Below are 16,731 nucleotides of genomic sequence, written 5' to 3' on the forward strand. Positions count from 1 at the left end.
AGAACGTCGCGAGGCGGCCGAGTGGGGGCGACCCGACGCGACACGAACCGAGGAGGCGCGGGTCGCTATCCTCAGACCACCTCGGCCAACAGCGGCGAGACCGGAGCCTGCACCCCGTCGACGCCGTCCCAGGCCGCGCGCAGGGCCGCGAGCGCCCGGTCGGTGTCGCTCTCGGCGTACGAGAAGGGCACGCGGAGGAACCGCTCGAAGGCCCCGTCGACGCCGAACACCGGCCCGGCGGCGAGCAACAGCCCCTCCCGCCGGGCGGCGAGGGTGAGCTGCGAGCTGACCGGCGCCCCGAGTCCGACCCAGGTGGTGAGCCCACCCGCCGGCGACGGCACCTGCCACGACGGGAACGCGTCGCGCAGTCCGCGGACGACGCGATCGCGACCTCGTCTCAGGTGGCCGGCCCGCGCCTCCAGCACACGGTCGAAGTCGCCGAGGAGCTCGGCGACCACCAGCTGCTCGAGCACGGGCGTGCCCAGGTCGCCCGCCGAGCGGGCCCGCACGAGCCGGTCGACGAGGGGGCGCTCGGCGCGGATCCAGCCGATGCGCAGTCCACCCCAGAGCGACTTGCCCACCGAACCGATCGAGACGGCCCGGCCGTACGCCGCCATCGGCAGGGGGGCGTCCCGACGCCCGTCGATCGCCATCTCGGCCATGGTCTCGTCGGCGATCACCACGGTGCCCTCGTGCGCTGCGGCCTCGAGCACCCGCACCCGCTGGTCGACGGGCATCGTCGCGCCCGTGGGGTTGTGGAAGTCGGGCATCAGGTAGGCGACCGGCGGGCTGGTGCGGCGCAGGGTCTGCATCAGGGCCGCCTCGTCCCAGCCGTCGTCGACGGTGACGCTGACCGGCACGAGACGGGCGCCGGCGCCGCGAAGGGCCTCGAAGGCGTGCGGGTAGCCGGGCGCCTCGACGACGGCCCGGTCGCCGCGCGAGACCAGCACGCGGGCGAGCAGTGCGATGGCGTGCTGCGCCCCGAGGGTGACGACGATCTGCTCGGCGCTCGTCTCGAGCCCTCGAAGTCGGTACCGTTCGGCGATCGCCTCGCGCAACACGGGCCGCCCCACCGGGTCGTAGCCCGGGTCGTCGAGGTACGCACCGAGCCGCCCCGCCGCGCGCTGGGCCGCCTCGGCGATGCCGTCGACCGCCGGCAGCGCCGCCTTGGTCAGGTCGAGCAGCCCTTCGGTCGTCGTCGGACGCGGCACCGAGGAGCGGGCCGGCAGGCGGACGAGGCTGCCGCTGCCTCGCACGCTGTCGACGTGCCCCGAGTCGCGCAAAGCGGCGTAGGCCGCGGTGACGGTCGTGCGGCTGACGCCGAGGTGCGCGCAGAGGTCGCGCTCGGACGGCAGCCGCGTGCCCACGGGCAGCCGGCCGTCGAGCACGAGCAGGCGGATGCGGTCGGCGAGCGCCAGGTAGCCGGGAGCCGAGGAGGCGCGCCACGAGTCGAGCAGGACCCCGAGCGCTCGCGACGAGACGGTGGTGGCCCCGTGGTCGAAGTTGGTCACGCGGCCACCCTAAGCCGATTGGACCCTTGCCACCAGGCCAGTCGCTCGGTTGGATCGACCCCATGCTCTTCTCGCGTCGCCTGCTGCAGTTGTTCGTCGGCCTCACCGCCTACGGGTTCGCCATCGCCCTCATGGTCCGCGCCGGCATCGGCGTCGCACCCTGGGACGTGCTGTCGCAGGGGCTCGTCCGGCACACGGGGCTGACGTTCGGCACCGTCACGTTCGTCACGAGCCTCGTCGTGCTGCTGCTCTGGATCCCCCTGCGTCAGCGACCCCGTTTCGGCACGATCGCCAACACGCTGATGATCGGCCCGGTCGCCGACCTGGGGCTCCACGTGCTGCCCCAACAGACGGCGTGGTGGGCGCAGGGGCTGACGTTCGCGGGCGGCCTGCTGCTGCTGGCCGTCGCGAGCGGCCTCTACATCGGCGCCGACTTCGGACCGGGTCCGCGCGACGGACTCATGCTCGGGCTGCACGCCCGACTCGGGTGGCGCGTGGGCGTCGCCCGCACGGCCATCGAGGTCACGGTGCTCGCCGCGGGCTGGCTGCTCGGCGGCCAGATCGGCATCGGCACGGCGGCCGAGGCCCTGTTGATCGGCCCGCTCGTGGCGATCATGTTGCCGTTGTTCGCACGGCGCCGGGTGGCGACGTCCGCTGTCGTGCCGGCCCCCGCCTCCTCGTCCGTCTGAGCGTGGGCCGCAGGCCGCCTGCGAGGTCGTCACACCGGCCGGTACGAAACAGTTCGGACGAACCCGGCCTGACCGGGAATAAACCGCTCACGAGTGAAGTTGACAGGCCCTCGCACGGGAGTAGAGTCGCCGCTCGTGACCAACGACACCCGGTCGCCGAAGCGTTGGCTGATCGGTGAACCCCTGCCCTCCGAGAAGCTCGAGGGACAACTGCTGCCGAAGCACCTGGCCCTGCCGATCTTCGCCAGCGACCCGCTCAGCTCGGTGGCCTACGCCCCGCAAGAGCTGCTGATGATCCTGCTGATCGGCGGTCTCGGGTTCCTCACCCTCGCGCCGTGGGTCGCGGTCGCGGTGGTCGTCCTGCTGCTGGTCGTCGTCGCCTCGTACCGGCAGCTGATCAAGGCGTACCCGTCGGGAGGCGGCGACTACGAGGTCGCCCACAAGAACCTCGGCGAGAAGGCCGGCCTCGTGGTCGCCTCGGCGCTGCTCGTCGACTACGTGATGACGGTGGCCGTGTCGGTCGCGTCGGGCGTCGACAACATCATCTCGGCCGTTCCCGAACTGGCGCCGGTGCGCGTCGAGCTCGCGATCTTCTTCGTCGTCGTGCTGGCGGCCGTCAACCTGCGGGGGGTGCGCGAGTCGAGCAAGGCGTTCGCCGTCCCCACCTACCTCTTCGTGTCGAGCGTGTTCGTCATGATCGTCATCGCCCTGGTGCGCACGGCCCTCGGCGACCCGCCCGTCGCCGAGAGCGCGGACTACACGGTGCAGGCCGACCAGCTGACGCAGGCCGCGTTCGTCCTGCTGCTGCTGCGCGCGTTCTCCAGCGGCTGCTCGGCACTGACCGGCGTCGAGGCCATCGCGAACGGCGTGCCCGCCTTCCGCCGTCCGAAGGTGCAGAACGCCCAGAAGACGCTCGTGCTGATGGGCAGCATCGCCATCGTCCTGTTCGCCGGCCTGGTCGCCGTCGCGCTCATCGCGAAGGTGCACTACGCCGAGGACGCCTGCGACCTGCAGGGCTTCGTCGAGTGCGCCACGACGCCCCAGCGCAGCCTGATCGCCCAGATCGCCAGCGCGGTCTTCGGCGGCGCGCTGTTCGGCATCCCGTTCTACGTGATCCAGGCCTGCACGGCCGCGGTGCTGCTGCTGGCGGCCAACACGGCCTTCAACGGGTTCCCGCTGCTCGGCTCGATCCTGGCGCGCGACCAGTACGCCCCCAAGGCGCTCAACACGCGCGGCGACCGACTGATCTACTCGAACGGCGTCATCGTGCTGGCGCTGGTGGCCTGCGCCATCCTGCTCGTCTACCAGGCCAGCGTCACGGGCCTGATCCAGCTGTACATCATCGGCGTCTTCGTGTCGTTCACGCTCGGCCAGACGGGCATGGTCGTGCACTGGACCCGCATGCTCCGCGAGGGCTGCGCCGACCGGGGGGCTGTCTACCGCGCCCGGGGCATCAACGCGTTCGGCGCCCTCCTGACGGCGTCGGTGTTGATCGTCGTCACGGTGACGAAGTTCACGCACGGCGCCTGGTTGGTCTTCGTCATCATGCCGATCCTGTTCGTGCTGATGCTCGGCGTGAACCGCTACTACCGCGACGTGCTGGTCGAGATCGAGCCCGACGCCACGACGCAGTTCGGCTCGCACGGCGACCACGCGATCGTGTTGGTCGGCACCATGCAGAAGCCCGTGCTGAAGGCGCTCGACTACGCCATCGCGGCGCGCCACGAGTCGCTCGAGGCGATCCACGTCGGCATCGACGACGAGGCCACGGCGCTGCTGCAGCGCCAGTGGGCCGAGCAGGACATCGAGGTGCCGCTGCGTATCGTCGCCTCGCCGTACCGCGACATCAGCATGCCGCTGATCAAGTACATCAAGGCCCACCGCGAAGAGCACGGCAGCGAGGTCGTGACGGTGTACACCCCCATCTACATCGTCGGCCACTGGTGGGAGGCCGCGCTGCACAACCACAAGAGCCGCCGCATCCGCCAGAAGCTGATGCTCGTGCACGGTGTCACGATCTCGCTCGTGCCGTGGCTGCTCGACTCGTCCGAGGTGCTCTACGGGCGTCGTTCGCGGCCGATCCCGGGCCAGGACCGTCGCGGCGAGCCGATCCGCCCCCGCCCGGTGCCGCGCCGCGTGCTCGAGCCGGCCGGTCGCCGGTCGGGTGCCGCCGGAGGCGCCCTCGGTGCCGACGCGGGCCCCGACGGCCGTGCCGGCGCGGCGGTCGAAGGAGGCGCGGTGCAGCGGGGCCTGGACGTCCAGCCGGCCCAGGACGGCACGAAACCCGGGCCGAAGCAGACCCCGCGTGCGCCCGGTTCGGCGAAGGGCAACCGCGGAGGCGGCGCCGCGGCCCGCAAGGCCCGCTCGGCCGCCCGCAACTCCACCGGCACCGCCCCCCGCAAGAAGAAGTAGTCGCCGAGACCCCGCAGAAGCGCCCGAACCCCCACTCGCGCGCGAGGCTCCGGGCGGATTCCTGGGGTCTCGTGGGTCGGTCACCCGCAGCGCACGGCGCGAGGACTCACCTGCGGCGCGCGGCGTCGCACTCCGAGAGCCGGGCCACGACCTGCCGAGCGATCGCGCGACCGGCGCGGTTCGCCCCGATGGTCGACGCCTGCGGCCCGTACCCCGCGAAGAACACCCGCGGGTCGAGGCTGGACGCCCCACCCTCGACGCTCACGCCTCCGTCCGCCGACCGGAGCCCGAGCGGGGCGAGGTGCCGCAGCTCGGGGCGGAACCCGGTCGCCCAGACGATGGCGCCGGCCGGGGCGAACGTGCCGTCCGCCCAGCGCACGCCGTGCGGTTCGATCGACGCGAACATGGGCCGTTCGACCAGTACGCCGCGCTCGATGCCCGACACGAAACGCCGGGTGCGCGGGACGCCGGTGCCGCTGACGATGCTCGGCAACGCCTGCCCCGCCCGGGCCGCGCGGTCCTGGGCGGCGACCGCCGCGACGGCCGACTCGACGTCGAGCTCGCCCTGGTCGAGCCAGTCCACCGGCCGGCGCGTCACCCACGTCGTCGAGGCCGCGACGCCGTCGAGCTCGAGCACGAAGCCGATCGCGCTCGTGCCGCCGCCGACCACGACGACGTCGAGCCCCTCGAGATCGTCAGCCGTCCGGTAGTCCGAGGTGTGGAGCTGCCGACCGAGGAACGTGTCGCGCCCGGGGTACCACGGCACGAACGGGGCACCCCAGGTGCCGGTCGCGTTCACCACGACCTCGGCCCGCAGCGTCCCCGAAGCCGGCCCCGAGCCCGAAGCCGGCCCCGAACCCGCCTGCGACCCCGTCCCCGTCGCCGCGGCCGCCGCCGAACCGGCACCCGAGGAGGCGCGCCCCGCCCACCGCACCGAGAACCCGTCCCCCAGCCCGGTCACCCCGGTCACCTCGACGGGGCGCCGCACGTCGAGCCCGAGCGCGGCCTCGTAGCGGGCGTACTGCTCGGCGACGACGTCGCGCGCGGGGGCCGATCGGTCGGCCGCATCGAAGCCCAGCCCGAGCCCGGCCATGCCCGGCAGGTCGTGCACGCGGTGGGCGGCACCCAATCGCAGGCTCTCCCAGCGGTGCTGCCACGCGCCTCCGGTGCCGGGGCCTCTGTCCAGCACGACGAGGTCGCGACCCACCTCGAGTCCGAGTCGTCGCAGGTACCACGAGACCGACAACCCGGCCTGTCCCGCACCGACGACGACGACTCGCGTCCGCTCTCGTTCGCCCCCTGCAGCCATCCCGACCATCATGCCCGTCCGAGGCGGCAGCCGGGGCTAGGGGTACATGATAAGATCGGTCCAGTTTTTCAACAGCATCCTGTCGGCAGTTCCCGGGTCGTCCGACACCGTTTCCGGGCCGAGTTCAGAGGGGGTCACGCATGGGGCGCGGCCGTCAAAAAGCCAAGCACACCAAGGTCGCCAGAGAGCTGAAGTACTTCAGCCCTGACACCAACTACGGTGCACTCGAAAAAGAGTTGGCGACGAAGAACGACTCCGGCGACGAATACGTCGACAAGTGGGCCGACGATTTCGACGACGAGTACGACACCGAGCACGACCAGAACAAGAGCGCCTGAGGCCGGTCGCCTGATGCCCTCTTCGTCCTCGGCCCTCGTCTGGGAACAAGTCGTCGTCGACGCGAGCGATCCCGCTCGACTCGCCCGCTGGTGGGCCGACGCACTCGGGTGGGTGGTCGTCTCGTCCGACGACGACGAACCCGAGATCCGTCTCGCGGCCGACACGCTGCCCGGGTTGCTCTTCGTGGACGTCCCCGAGGCCAAGACGATCAAGAATCGCCTGCACCTCGACTTCCGCCCGACGCCGGTCGACGGCCAGAGCCGCGAGGCGACGCAAGCCGACGAGGTCGCCCGTCTCGAGTCAATGGGGGCCGTCCGCGCACAGGTGGGTCAAGACGACGCCGCGGTGTCGTGGGTGGTCCTCACCGACCCCGAGGGCAACGAGTTCTGCGTCCTCTGACGCGACGGCGTACGCGACCGGTCCCACGCGCATCACACGACGACGGCCCCTCGATCTCGAGGGGCCGTCGTCGTGTGTCGGGTTCGGCCGGGGTGACCGCCCGTCCGGAGGCGCGGGTCAGCCGCCCACGAGGGTCGCGACCGCGGGCAGCAGCCCCACGACCAGCAGCAGGATCATGCCGCCGGCGGTGAGAGCGGCGACCTTGCGCCCGCCGGTGACGGGTGACGCGGACGAACGCAGCGGCGCCGGATCGGCGGGAACGCGGCTGACCCGGGCACTGCGCGGGGCGGCGACCGCGCTGCGGGAGACAGAAGGGAGGGGGATGCGGGTGGTGCTCATGGGGTCGACTCCTTCGTCGTCCGGTCTGACGTCGTCGTCAGCACGCCCGTCACGGGCGTCCGACCATCGTACGTCCACCGCCGACGGAACGCCACGCGGCGTGGCGGGCCGTCAGCCCGCGTAGGCCCCGACGAGTCGCACGGCGCCCCCGTCGACCCCCTTGGCACCCTGCTCGAAACCGGCCAGCTCGCGGCGCCCGGTCGAGACGATGCCGACCGGCCAGGTCGCGATGCCGTCGGCCTCGAGGGCCGAGGCGACCGCGCCGGCCCGCGATGCGGCGACGACGGCGATCATGCCGATGCCGAGGTTCCAGGTGCCCTCGCTCGACTCGAGGGTCGAGCCGGCCAGGTCGCTCAGTACGCGGAAGACGGGCAGCGGGGACCAGGTCGACCGGTCGACCTCGGTCCACGACCCGTGGGGCAGCACGCGGGCGAGGTTGGCCGCGATGCCACCCCCGGTGACGTGGCTGAGCGAGTGGATCGCGCCGTCGAGAGCGGGGTCGTCGAGCACGCGCAGCAGGGGCGACGTGTAGAGCCGCGTCGGTTCGAGCAGCGCCTCGCCGACGGTGCCCGAGAACTCGGGCAGGGTGTCGTCGTAGCCCAGGTCGCGGGACGCCAGGATGTGTCGCACGAGCGAGAAGCCGTTGGAGTGCACGCCCGACGAGGCCAGGGCGAGCACGACGTCGCCGTCGCCGACGAGGTGCGGGCCGAGTTGGCGTCCCGACTCGACCGCACCGACCGCGGCCCCCGCCACGTCGTAGTCGTCGGGCCCGAGCAGACCGGGGTGCTCCGCCGTCTCGCCGCCGACGAGGGCGGTGCCCGTCTCGCTGCAGGCCCGGGCGATGCCCTCGACGATCGACGCGATGCGGGACGGCACCACGCGTCCGCAGGCGATGTAGTCGGTCATGATCAGCGGCCGGGCACCGACGACGACGATGTCGTCGACGACCATGCCGACCAGGTCTTGCCCGATGGTGTCGTGCTTGTCGAGAGCCTGCGCGATGGCGACCTTCGTGCCGACGCCGTCGGTCGAGGTGGCGAGCAGCGGCCGGTCGAAGTCCTTGAGGAACGACACGTCGAACAGTCCGGCGAACCCGCCGACGCCGCCGACCACGCCGGGGCCGTGCGTGGCACTGACGGCCGTCTTCATCAGCTCGACCGCCCGGTCGCCGGCGGCCGTGTCGACCCCCGCTGCGGCGTAGGAGGCGCTGGTCGAGTGGGCAGAGGAGGTCGCCATTCGTTCATCCGTTCGGTGTCGCTCTAGACTGTCGCGGTAACCCCAACTCTACGGTCTGGAGCCAGATCCGCATGTGCGGCATCGTCGGTCTCGTCGCGCACGAGCCAGCAAATCAACTCGTCTACGACTCGCTCCTCCTGTTGCAGCACCGGGGGCAGGACAGCACCGGCATCGCCACCGCCGAGGGCGGCATCTTCCACGTCCACAAGACCAAGGGGCAGGTGCGCGAGGGCTTCCGCACCCGCGACATGCGTGCCCTGCTCGGCAACATGGGCCTCGGCCACGTGCGGTACGCCACCAAGGGCGCGGCCAGCAACGAGCAAGAGGCGCAGCCGTTCTACGTGAACGCTCCCTACGGCATCGTGCTGATCCACAACGGCAACCTGACGAACACGCGAGAGCTCACGAGCGAGCTGTTCCACGTCGACCGTCGGCACCTCAACACGAACAGTGACACCGAGCTGCTGGTCAACGTGCTCGCGCACGAACTGCAAGAGCAGGTGAACGGCAGCGAGCTCGATCCCGAGCAGATCTTCGCCGCGGTCACCCGCGTGCACGACCGCGTGCAGGGCTCGTACGCGGCGATCGCGATGATCGCCGGCCACGGCCTTCTGGCGTTCCGCGACCCGTTCGGCATCCGCCCGCTGGTGCTCGGTCGCCGCCTGGCCGCCGACGGCGTCCGCGAAGAGTGGATCACCGCCTCCGAGTCCCTCGTTCTCGAGTCCGGCGGCTACGAGATCGTCCGCGACGTCGCCCCGGGCGAGGCCGTCTTCATCTCGCTCGACGGCCGCATGGTGTCGAAGCAGTGCCACGCCAGCCCGCGCCTCATCCCCTGCTCGTTCGAGTACGTCTACCTGGCCCGTCCCGACTCGATCATGAACGGCATCTCGGTCTACGACGCCCGCCTGCGCCTCGGCAACCGGCTGGCCGACACGATCGCCGCGCACTCGCCGATCGGCGACATCGACGTGGTCATGCCGATCCCCGACTCCTCGCGTCCCGCGGCCATGCAGGTCGCCCAGAAGCTCGGCATCGAGTACCGCGAGGGCTTCTACAAGAACCGCTACGTCGGCCGCACCTTCATCATGCCGGGCCAGGCCGAGCGCAAGCGGTCGGTGCGCCAGAAGCTCAACGCCATGTCGAGCGAGTTCAAGGGCAAGAACATCCTGATCGTCGACGACTCGATCGTCCGCGGCACGACCTCGCGCGAGATCGTCGAGATGGCCCGGGCCGCCGGCGCGAACAAGGTGACGTTCACCTCGGCCGCTCCCCCGGTGCGCTTCCCCCACGTGTACGGCATCAACATGCCGTCCCGGCACGAGCTGATCGCCCACGACCGCAAGATCCCCGAGATCGCCCGCGAGCTGGGTGCCGACCACCTCATCTACCAAGAGGTCGCCGACATGCAGTCCGCCATCACCGAGGGCAGTGACGTCACCGAACTCGAGATGAGCTGCTTCACGGGCGACTACGTCACCGGGACGGTCAGCCCCGAGTACCTCGCCTGGGTCGAGGCCAACCAGCTCAGCTGAGCCGACGGGCCGGGCCACCACCCGCGCCTCGCCCCCGCTTCCACCCGTCGGGGGAGGCGCGGTGTCGGTGTGCGTCCCTAGGCTGGGGGCCATGAGCGACGTCGGCATGCCCCGCCCTGAACCGACCGCGACGCCCCCGGCGTCCGCCGTGCAGATCGCCGGTCTGCGCAAGGCGTTCGGCGACAAGGTCGCCGTCGACGGCATCGACCTGACCGTGCCGACGGGCTCCTTCTTCGGCCTCGTCGGCCCGAACGGCGCCGGCAAGACGACCACGCTCTCGATGGCGACCGGGCTGCTCCGTCCCGACGCGGGCAGCATCGCGGTGCTCGGCGTCGACGTCTGGTCCGACCCGACGCACGCCAAGTCGCTCGTCGGCGTCCTCAGCGACGGCATCTCGCTCTTCGACCGCCTCACCGGCGAGCAGCTCGTCACCTACCACGGCCTCCTCAACGGCATGAGCCGCGAGACGACGGCGCAGCGGGTCGGCGACCTGCTCGACCTGCTCGACCTGCGATCGGCCGGCGGCACGCTCGTCGTCGATTACTCCGCGGGCATGACCAAGAAGGTCGCGCTCGCCTGCGCGCTGGTCCACGCACCGCGCCTCCTCGTCCTCGACGAACCGTTCGAGTCGGTCGACCCGATCTCGGCCGCGAACATCCGCGACATCCTGCACGGCTACACGCAGAACGGCGGCACGGTCATCGTGTCGAGCCACTCGATGGACCTCGTGCAGCGCATGTGCGACCACGTCGCCGTCATCGCCTCCGGTCGGGTGCTCGCCGCCGGCACGACCGACGACGTGCGCGCCGGCTCCACCCTCGAAGACCGGTTCGTCGAACTCGTCGGCGGTCGGCAGCACAACGAGGGGCCGTCGTGGTTGCGCACCTCCTGAGCCTGCGCTGGCGGGTGCTGCTGAACGGCTTCAGACGCAGCACCTGGCAGCTCGTCGCGGCGGTCCTCGGCGGGCTCTACGGGCTCGGCGTGCTCGCCGCGGTCGTCGCCGGTCTCGTCGCCCTCTCGTTCGCCCCCGAACGCTGGGCCTGGACGGCCGCGGTCCTCGGGGGCTCGCTCGCCGTCGTCGGCTGGGTCGTCGTGCCGTTCATCGCCCGGGGTTACGACCAGACCCTCAGCGTCTCCAAGCTGCGCCAGTTCCCCTTGCCGGCCGACCGGCTCCTCGTCGCCCTGTTCGTCACCGGGCTGTTGGGCATCCCGGGCATCGTCACGCTGGTGGCCGCCCTCGCGACGACCTTCAGCTGGGTGCAGCACCCCCTCTCGGCCGCGCTCGCTCCCTTCTGCGGGCTGCTCGGCGTGTTCGTCTGCGTGGCGGCGTCGCGGGCCGTCGAGACCGCGACCAGCGCCCTCGGGGCCAAGCGTCGTTACCGCGAGCTGATGAGCGTCGCGATCTTCGTGCCCCTCATCCTGGCCGGGCCTCTGATCGGCCTGGTCGGCCAGGGGCTCAGCTCGATCGGCGACGACCTGCCCCGCGTGGCCCACGCCCTGTCGTGGAGCCCCCTCGGCGCCGCCTGGTCGATCCCCGGCGACGTCGCCCTGGGGCGCCCCGGCGAGGCGGCCCTCAAGGCCCTCATCGCCCTGGCCACCCTGGGCGTGCTGTCGCTGCTCTGGCGACGAGGGCTGGTGACCGCCCTCGTGGCTCCCCCGGCCGTCACCGCCACTGCGGCGTCGAAGGGCCTCGGTCTGTTCGCACGATTCCCCGCGACGCCGACGGGCGCCGTCGCCGCCCGAACGGCCGTGTACTGGCTGCGCGACCCGCGCTACGGCGGTTCGCTGATCGTCGTCCCCCTGATGCCCGTCCTGGCGATCTTCCTGTCGTTCTCCCTCGACACGACCTGGCCGCTGTACGCCATCGGCCCGGCCGTGGCGGCGTTGCTCGCCGTCACCCTGGCCGCCGACGTCTCCTACGACGGCACGGCCTTCGCCGCACACCTGTCCACCGGGTTGGCGGGTTCGGCCGACCGCGCCGGACGCGTCCTCACGCTCGCCCTGTTCGCGGTCCCCTCGGTCGTGCTCGCCACGCTCGTGCCCCTCGCGGTGGTGGGCCGATTCGACACGGCCCCCGCGCTGCTCGGTGTCGGCCTGGGGCTGCTGCTCACCGGGTTCGGCGTGTCGAGCGTGGCCTCCGCGCTCTACCTCATGCCCGTCCCGGCCGCCGGCGAGAGCCCGTTCAAGTCGCCGCCCGGGGCCAACGTCACCTCGACCCTCGGCCTCTACGCCTCGTGGGCGATCGTGTTCGTGCTGTCGCTGCCCGAACTGGTGCTCGGCGTCGTGGCACTGGTGCAGGGGTCGGTGCTGCTGGGGTCGCTGACACTCGTCGTCGGCGTGGCCCTCGGGGTCGTGCTGATGATCGTCGGCATCCGGCGGGGCGGGCGTCTGCTCGACGCCCGGGGGCCCGAACTGCTCACGCGACTGCGGCGGGCGCGCGGAGCCTGATCCGGCCCTTGACGCCGCCCGGCGCTGGTGTCAGCCGCGGTCGGAGTCGCCGTCGGTCACCTGACGAGGCGCGGGCTCGGCCTCGTCGACGGGCACCTCGAGCCGTTCGCGTTCGACCTGGACGCGCTTCGCGCCCCGGCTGGTGACCCGTTCGGCGACGATCGCCGCGACGCAGCCGACGGCCCCGCCGATGGTGAGCCCCCAGAGAGAGATGTACCCGTAGGTCTGCGCGACGCCCTCGCCCGAGTCGAACGGGAAGAGCGAGGTGACGACGAGCGACACGACCACACCGAGCGCCGCGCCCATGATCAAGAAGACGGGCACCTTGGGCGCCCGACGCACCGTGACCTCGTCGCGTTCGACGATCGACTCGGCGACGGGCGCGGGCGCGGCCGCGGGCTCGACGACGGGCTCGGGTCGCTGCTGGTCGTCGGGTGCGTTCGTCACCCGCCCATCATCCCAGAGGCGACCGCCCACCGCCGACGCCCGTCTCGACGTCGAGCATGGCCCCGCCGCCCCCTGTCGTCCGCATCGAAAACCGTCGAATGGGCAGAAGGTGCTCGTGGCGTCGCGCCGAGGCGCACCTTCTGCCCACTCGTCGGCGGCGCAGCCGCGCTCCAGCCCGGACACCGAGGAGGCGCGGGTCAGCCCCGCTGCCAGGCGATCGGCACGTAGCCGGTCAGGTCCGCCCTGCTGCCGGAGGCCGACACGAGCGCCCCGGCCCGCGCCTCCTGCCAGCTGAGGTCGCCGGTGGCGAGTCGCACGAAGGTGGCGGCGTCGGTCTCGACGACGTTGGGCGGCGTGCCGCGGGTGTGGCTGAGCCCCTCGCGGAACTGCACGGCGCCGAACGGTGGCACGCGGACCTCGACCGTGGCCCCGGGTTCGCCGTCGGCGAGCACCTGCAGCAGCCAACGGACGGCCATGGCGGTCACCGGCCGCGGCGCGGTCTCGTCGGCGGCGAGCGCCGCCCGCACCTCGCCCACGGCGGCCGATCCCGCCGTGTCGTCGATCCGTGCCCTGGCCATTCGTCCACGCTACCCGTGCCTCCGCGTCCCGCACCGCGCGACGGACTCGGCAGCGCGGCGGACCCTCGGTAGGCTGTGCGCGTGCGAATCCTCGTCCTCGGTTCCGGTGCTCGCGAGCACGCCATCATCACCGCCCTGCTGCGCGAAGACGCGGGCCACGAGATCGTGGCGGCGCCCGGCAACGCGGGCATCGCCCAGCAGGTCGACATCGTGCACCTCGACCCGTCGAACGGCGCCGTCGTCACCGAGTACGCCCTCGAGAACGACGTCCAGCTGGTCGTCGTCGGTCCCGAGGCCCCGCTGGTCGCGGGTGTCGCCGACGCTCTGCGCACCCGGGGCATCCCGGTCTTCGGCCCCGGCAAGAAGGCCGCGTCGCTCGAGGGCAGCAAGACCTTCGCGAAGCGCGTCATGGACGAAGCCGGCGTGCCGACCGGGCGGGCCACGCGAGTGGGCACCCTCGACGAGGCCGTCGCCGTGCTCGACGACTTCGGCTCGCCCTACGTCGTCAAGGCCGACGGACTCGCGGCGGGCAAGGGGGTGCTCGTCACCGACGACCGCGACGCCGCGGTCGAGCACTCCACCTACTGGCTGCAGCACGGGCCGGTCCTCGTCGAGGAGTTCCTCGAGGGCCCCGAGGTCTCCCTGTTCTTCCTCAGCGACGGTCACACGGTCGTGCCGCTCAGTCCCGCGCAGGACTACAAGCGTCTGCTCGACGGCGACGCCGGCCCCAACACCGGCGGCATGGGCGCCTATTCGCCGCTGCCCTGGCTCGCCGACCGCTTCGGCAGCGAGAAGGACTTCGTCGACGAGGTGCTCGACACCATCGCCACCCCGACGGTGCGGCAGCTCGAGTCCGAGGGCACGCCGTTCATCGGTCTCCTGTACGCCGGTCTGATCCTCACCGAGCAGGGGGTCCGCGTCATCGAGTTCAACGCCCGCTTCGGCGATCCCGAGACGCAGGTGGTGCTGCCCCGTCTGGTCACCCCGCTCAGCGGGCTGCTCCTCGCCGCGGCGACCGGGTCCCTCGGCAATCACGAGTCGCCGCGCTTCTCGTCCGACGTCGCCGTGACGGTGGTCCTCGCGAGCGAGGGGTACCCCGAGGGGGCCGTCAGCGGTCGCCCGGTCCGCGGGCTCGACGACGCGACCGCCGTCGCCGGGGTCCACCTCGCCCACGCCGCCACGGCACGTCTCGACGACCGACTCATCGCCACCGGTGGTCGGGTGCTCAGCGTCGTGGCCCAGGGCTCGGACTTCGCCGAGGCCCGGGGTCGCGTCTACGAAGCCCTCTCCCGCATCGAGCTCGAGGGCGGGCAGTACCGTCACGACATCGCCGAACGGGTCGCCCGATGACCGCCCCCGACGGCACGACGGCTCCGTCCGACGTCACCGCAGGAGGCGCGACTCGCCAGGCCGCGCGCGTCACGCCGGGCACCCCCCGCCACCTCGAGGGCTGGACGCCCGTCTACTCGGGCAAGGTCCGCGACCTCTACGTCCCCGCGCCGGTGGCCGGCTCGGTGGGCGACGCGGCGACCCTCGCCGACACCGAGTACGTGCTGGTCGTCGCGAGCGATCGGGTCAGCGCCTTCGACCAGGTCCTCGAGCCCGGCATCCCCGGCAAGGGCGCCCTGCTGACGCAGCTCAGCCTCTGGTGGTTCGCCCAGTTGGTCGGCGTACCCAACCACCTCGTCGACCCGACCACCGCCTCCGTGTCGCTGCCCGGGCAGGTGCGCGACCGCGCGATGCTCGTGAAGCCGCTCGACATGTTCCCGGTCGAGTGCGTCGTCCGCGGTTACCTGGTCGGCAGCGGGTGGGCCGAGTACCGCGAGCACGGTACCGTCTGCGGCATCGCTCTGCCGGCCGGGCTCTCGAACGGCGATCGTCTGCCCGAGCCGATCTACACCCCGGCGTACAAGGCGCCGCTCGGCGAGCACGACGAGAACATCTCGTTCGAGCGCACGGTCGAGTTGGTCGGCGCCGAGACGGCGACGGCGTTGCGCGACCGGTCCCTCGAGATCTACCGGCTCGCGTCGGACGTCGCCGAGGCCCGGGGGGTCATCCTCGCCGACACGAAGTTCGAGTTCGGCGCCGACCGGGTCACGGGTGAGATCACCTTGGGCGACGAGGTGCTCACGAGCGACAGCAGCCGCTTCTGGGACGCCGCGGCCCATGCCTCGGGCAACCGCACCCAGAGCTTCGACAAGCAGATCGTCCGCGACTGGCTCTCGGCGCACTGGGACGGCATGGACGAGGCGCCGGCCCTGCCCGACGACATCGTCGCCCGCACGGCGCAGCGGTACCGCGACCTGATCGAGCGCCTCACCGCCCGCTGAACCGCACCTCACCTCGAACCCCGTTTCGGACGATGCACCCCGTTTCTCCGGGGTTCATCGTCCGAAACGGGGTTCTTCGCGGTCGGGGGTGCGGCGCCCGTGCCGATCGGGAATGCCCGCCGACCTCGCCCGGTTCACGTCGATGACACGTCACCGATCGGTTGACGACCCGACCCGACCCGACCCGACCAGACCAGACCGAGGGCAGCCATGACCGACACCTCCGCGACCGACGACACCCGCGCCTCCTCGTCCCCCGAACGCGGCCCGCGGGCGCAGGGCGTCGGCACCACCGACCTGCTCGCCGCCGACACCGGCATGGGAGCCGTCACGCTGCGGGTCGCCGACCTCGACGCGATGACCGCGTACTACCGCGACGCCGTCACCCTGACGGTGCTGACCGCCGAGCCCGCGGCGGGTCGCGTCGTGCTCGGACGTGGCGCCACCCCGATCGTCATCCTCGAGCACGCGCCCGAGCTGAGGCACGCCGGGCCGCGCGAGGCCGGCCTCTTCCACACCGCGATCCTGTTCGAGACCGAGGCCGACCTCGCCGCCGCCGTCTACAGCGTCGCCACCCGTCACGCCGGCACCTTCACCGGCAGCGCCGACCACCTCGTCAGCAAGGCCTTCTACTTCACCGACCCCGAGGGCAACGGCATCGAGCTCTACTGGGACCGCCGCCGCAGCGAGTGGTCGTGGACCCACGGGCAGGTGGACATGGCGACCCTCGCCCTCGACCCGAACGCGTTCGTGCAGCAGAACGTCAGCGAGGAGGCGCTGGCCGGTGCGGCATCCCGTCCCGCCTCGGTCGGCCACGTGCACCTGAGCGTGGGCGACGTCGAGTCGGCCCACCGGTTCTACGTCGAGCAGCTGGGATTCGAGACGACGACCCGGTTCGGGCCCCAGGCGCTGTTCGTCAGCGCCGGCGGCTACCACCACCACATGGCCATGAACACCTGGACCAGCGCCGGGGCCGTGCGACGCGGGCTCGCCCTGGGCCTCGGCCTGGTGCGCATCGAGGTGCCGACCACCGACGACCTGGGTGCCCTCGGCGAGCGCCTCGGCCACCACGGTGTCGCCATCCGCGACGACGGACGTGTGCTCGGGTTCGACGATCCCTGGAACAACCGGATCCAGGTGACCGTCCGCCCGAGCTGACCAC

Annotated in this window: 16 protein-coding genes; 10 read left to right on the forward strand and 6 right to left on the reverse strand. The window is 72.1% G+C overall.

Features of this window, described 5'->3' with window-relative positions; all coding sequences use genetic code 11:
- Window positions 1–71: 71 nt before the first annotated feature.
- Window positions 72–1,511, reverse strand: coding sequence for a PLP-dependent aminotransferase family protein (locus EDF50_RS14080; RefSeq protein ID WP_123520139.1), 1,440 nt, complete (start codon window positions 1,509–1,511; stop codon window positions 72–74).
- Window positions 1,512–1,573: 62 nt separating this feature from the next.
- On the opposite strand from EDF50_RS14080, the gene EDF50_RS14085 reads away from it, so the two are divergent.
- Window positions 1,574–2,200: a YitT family protein gene (locus EDF50_RS14085; RefSeq protein WP_123520140.1), complete on the forward strand. Its 627-nt coding sequence runs from the start codon at window positions 1,574–1,576 to the stop codon at window positions 2,198–2,200.
- Window positions 2,201–2,335: 135 nt separating this feature from the next.
- A complete protein-coding gene (locus tag EDF50_RS14090; protein WP_233570651.1) occupies window positions 2,336–4,612 on the forward strand; it encodes an APC family permease in 2,277 nt (758 codons plus the stop codon).
- A 106-nt stretch (window positions 4,613–4,718) separates the two neighbouring features.
- Here the strand turns inward: EDF50_RS14090 and EDF50_RS14095 are convergent, their stop codons facing one another.
- The gene (locus EDF50_RS14095) at window positions 4,719–5,921 is read right to left on the reverse strand and encodes an NAD(P)-binding domain-containing protein (RefSeq protein WP_123520141.1); all 1,203 of its coding nucleotides are present in this window, start codon (window positions 5,919–5,921) and stop codon (window positions 4,719–4,721) included.
- Between the two features lie 140 nt (window positions 5,922–6,061).
- Here EDF50_RS14095 and EDF50_RS14100 point away from each other — a divergent pair, with 140 nt between their 5' ends.
- Complete coding sequence (locus EDF50_RS14100) at window positions 6,062–6,259, forward strand: DUF3073 domain-containing protein (protein WP_056227242.1); 198 nt, start codon at window positions 6,062–6,064, stop codon at window positions 6,257–6,259.
- A gap of 13 nt (window positions 6,260–6,272) precedes the next feature.
- Complete coding sequence (locus EDF50_RS14105) at window positions 6,273–6,659, forward strand: VOC family protein (protein ID WP_123520142.1); 387 nt, start codon at window positions 6,273–6,275, stop codon at window positions 6,657–6,659.
- Between the two features lie 117 nt (window positions 6,660–6,776).
- Here the strand turns inward: EDF50_RS14105 and EDF50_RS14110 are convergent, their stop codons facing one another.
- Together EDF50_RS14110 and purM are read right to left on the reverse strand one after the other, a co-directional pair.
- Complete coding sequence (locus EDF50_RS14110) at window positions 6,777–6,998, reverse strand: hypothetical protein (protein ID WP_148076846.1); 222 nt, start codon at window positions 6,996–6,998, stop codon at window positions 6,777–6,779.
- Between the two features lie 111 nt (window positions 6,999–7,109).
- Entirely contained in the window at window positions 7,110–8,234 is a 1,125-nt protein-coding gene (purM, locus tag EDF50_RS14115; RefSeq protein WP_123520144.1) for a phosphoribosylformylglycinamidine cyclo-ligase, read from the reverse strand.
- 71 nt (window positions 8,235–8,305) lie between these two features.
- Between purM and purF the strand changes: the two genes are divergently transcribed.
- The 3 genes from purF (at window position 8,306) to EDF50_RS14130 (ending at window position 12,214) form a co-directional block, all read left to right on the forward strand.
- Window positions 8,306–9,766, forward strand: a complete 1,461-nt coding sequence (purF, locus tag EDF50_RS14120) for an amidophosphoribosyltransferase (protein ID WP_123520145.1) — start codon at window positions 8,306–8,308, stop codon at window positions 9,764–9,766.
- Window positions 9,767–9,872: 106 nt separating this feature from the next.
- Window positions 9,873–10,658, forward strand: coding sequence for an ATP-binding cassette domain-containing protein (locus EDF50_RS14125; RefSeq protein ID WP_123520178.1), 786 nt, complete (start codon window positions 9,873–9,875; stop codon window positions 10,656–10,658).
- A complete protein-coding gene (locus tag EDF50_RS14130) occupies window positions 10,640–12,214 on the forward strand; it encodes a transporter (RefSeq protein WP_123520146.1) in 1,575 nt (524 codons plus the stop codon). Before EDF50_RS14125 ends, EDF50_RS14130 begins: the two co-directional genes overlap by 19 nt.
- 30 nt (window positions 12,215–12,244) lie before the next feature.
- Here EDF50_RS14130 and EDF50_RS14135 read toward each other — a convergent pair whose 3' ends face one another.
- Window positions 12,245–12,661, reverse strand: a complete 417-nt coding sequence (locus tag EDF50_RS14135; protein WP_123520147.1) for a hypothetical protein — start codon at window positions 12,659–12,661, stop codon at window positions 12,245–12,247.
- A gap of 197 nt (window positions 12,662–12,858) precedes the next feature.
- Window positions 12,859–13,239 (reverse strand): sterol carrier family protein, encoded by a 381-nt coding sequence (locus tag EDF50_RS14140; RefSeq protein WP_123520148.1) that lies wholly within the window; start codon window positions 13,237–13,239, stop codon window positions 12,859–12,861.
- 81 nt (window positions 13,240–13,320) lie between these two features.
- On the opposite strand from EDF50_RS14140, the gene purD reads away from it, so the two are divergent.
- From purD to EDF50_RS14155, 3 genes are all read left to right on the forward strand, one after another.
- Window positions 13,321–14,589 carry a phosphoribosylamine--glycine ligase gene (gene purD / locus EDF50_RS14145; protein ID WP_123520179.1) on the forward strand — a complete coding sequence of 423 codons (1,269 nt, stop codon included), beginning with the start codon at window positions 13,321–13,323 and terminating at the stop codon, window positions 14,587–14,589.
- Window positions 14,586–15,569, forward strand: a complete 984-nt coding sequence (locus EDF50_RS14150; protein WP_123520149.1) for a phosphoribosylaminoimidazolesuccinocarboxamide synthase — start codon at window positions 14,586–14,588, stop codon at window positions 15,567–15,569. The genes purD and EDF50_RS14150 overlap by 4 nt, the downstream gene beginning before the upstream one ends.
- Window positions 15,570–15,887: 318 nt before the next feature.
- Complete coding sequence (locus EDF50_RS14155; RefSeq protein WP_123520180.1) at window positions 15,888–16,727, forward strand: VOC family protein; 840 nt, start codon at window positions 15,888–15,890, stop codon at window positions 16,725–16,727.
- The last annotated feature ends 4 nt before the right edge of the window (window positions 16,728–16,731 follow it).

It is taken from the genome of Frigoribacterium sp. PhB24 (assembly GCF_003755185.1).
GTDB lineage: Bacteria > Actinomycetota > Actinomycetes > Actinomycetales > Microbacteriaceae > Frigoribacterium.

Excerpts from the sequence above, each read along its gene's own strand:
- EDF50_RS14085 (WP_123520140.1), top strand. The coding sequence starts at position 1,574 with ATGCTCTTCTCGCGTCGCCTGCTGCAGTTGTTCGTCGGCCTCACCGCC.
- EDF50_RS14095 (WP_123520141.1), bottom strand. The coding sequence starts at position 5,921 with ATGGCTGCAGGGGGCGAACGAGAGCGGACGCGAGTCGTCGTCGTCGGT.
- EDF50_RS14100 (WP_056227242.1), top strand. The coding sequence starts at position 6,062 with ATGGGGCGCGGCCGTCAAAAAGCCAAGCACACCAAGGTCGCCAGAGAG.
- EDF50_RS14105 (WP_123520142.1), top strand. The coding sequence starts at position 6,273 with ATGCCCTCTTCGTCCTCGGCCCTCGTCTGGGAACAAGTCGTCGTCGAC.
- EDF50_RS14110 (WP_148076846.1), bottom strand. The coding sequence starts at position 6,998 with ATGAGCACCACCCGCATCCCCCTCCCTTCTGTCTCCCGCAGCGCGGTC.
- purM (WP_123520144.1), bottom strand. The coding sequence starts at position 8,234 with ATGGCGACCTCCTCTGCCCACTCGACCAGCGCCTCCTACGCCGCAGCG.
- purF (WP_123520145.1), top strand. The coding sequence starts at position 8,306 with ATGTGCGGCATCGTCGGTCTCGTCGCGCACGAGCCAGCAAATCAACTC.
- EDF50_RS14125 (WP_123520178.1), top strand. The coding sequence starts at position 9,873 with ATGCCCCGCCCTGAACCGACCGCGACGCCCCCGGCGTCCGCCGTGCAG.
- EDF50_RS14140 (WP_123520148.1), bottom strand. The coding sequence starts at position 13,239 with ATGGCCAGGGCACGGATCGACGACACGGCGGGATCGGCCGCCGTGGGC.
- EDF50_RS14150 (WP_123520149.1), top strand. The coding sequence starts at position 14,586 with ATGACCGCCCCCGACGGCACGACGGCTCCGTCCGACGTCACCGCAGGA.
- EDF50_RS14155 (WP_123520180.1), top strand. The coding sequence starts at position 15,888 with ATGGGAGCCGTCACGCTGCGGGTCGCCGACCTCGACGCGATGACCGCG.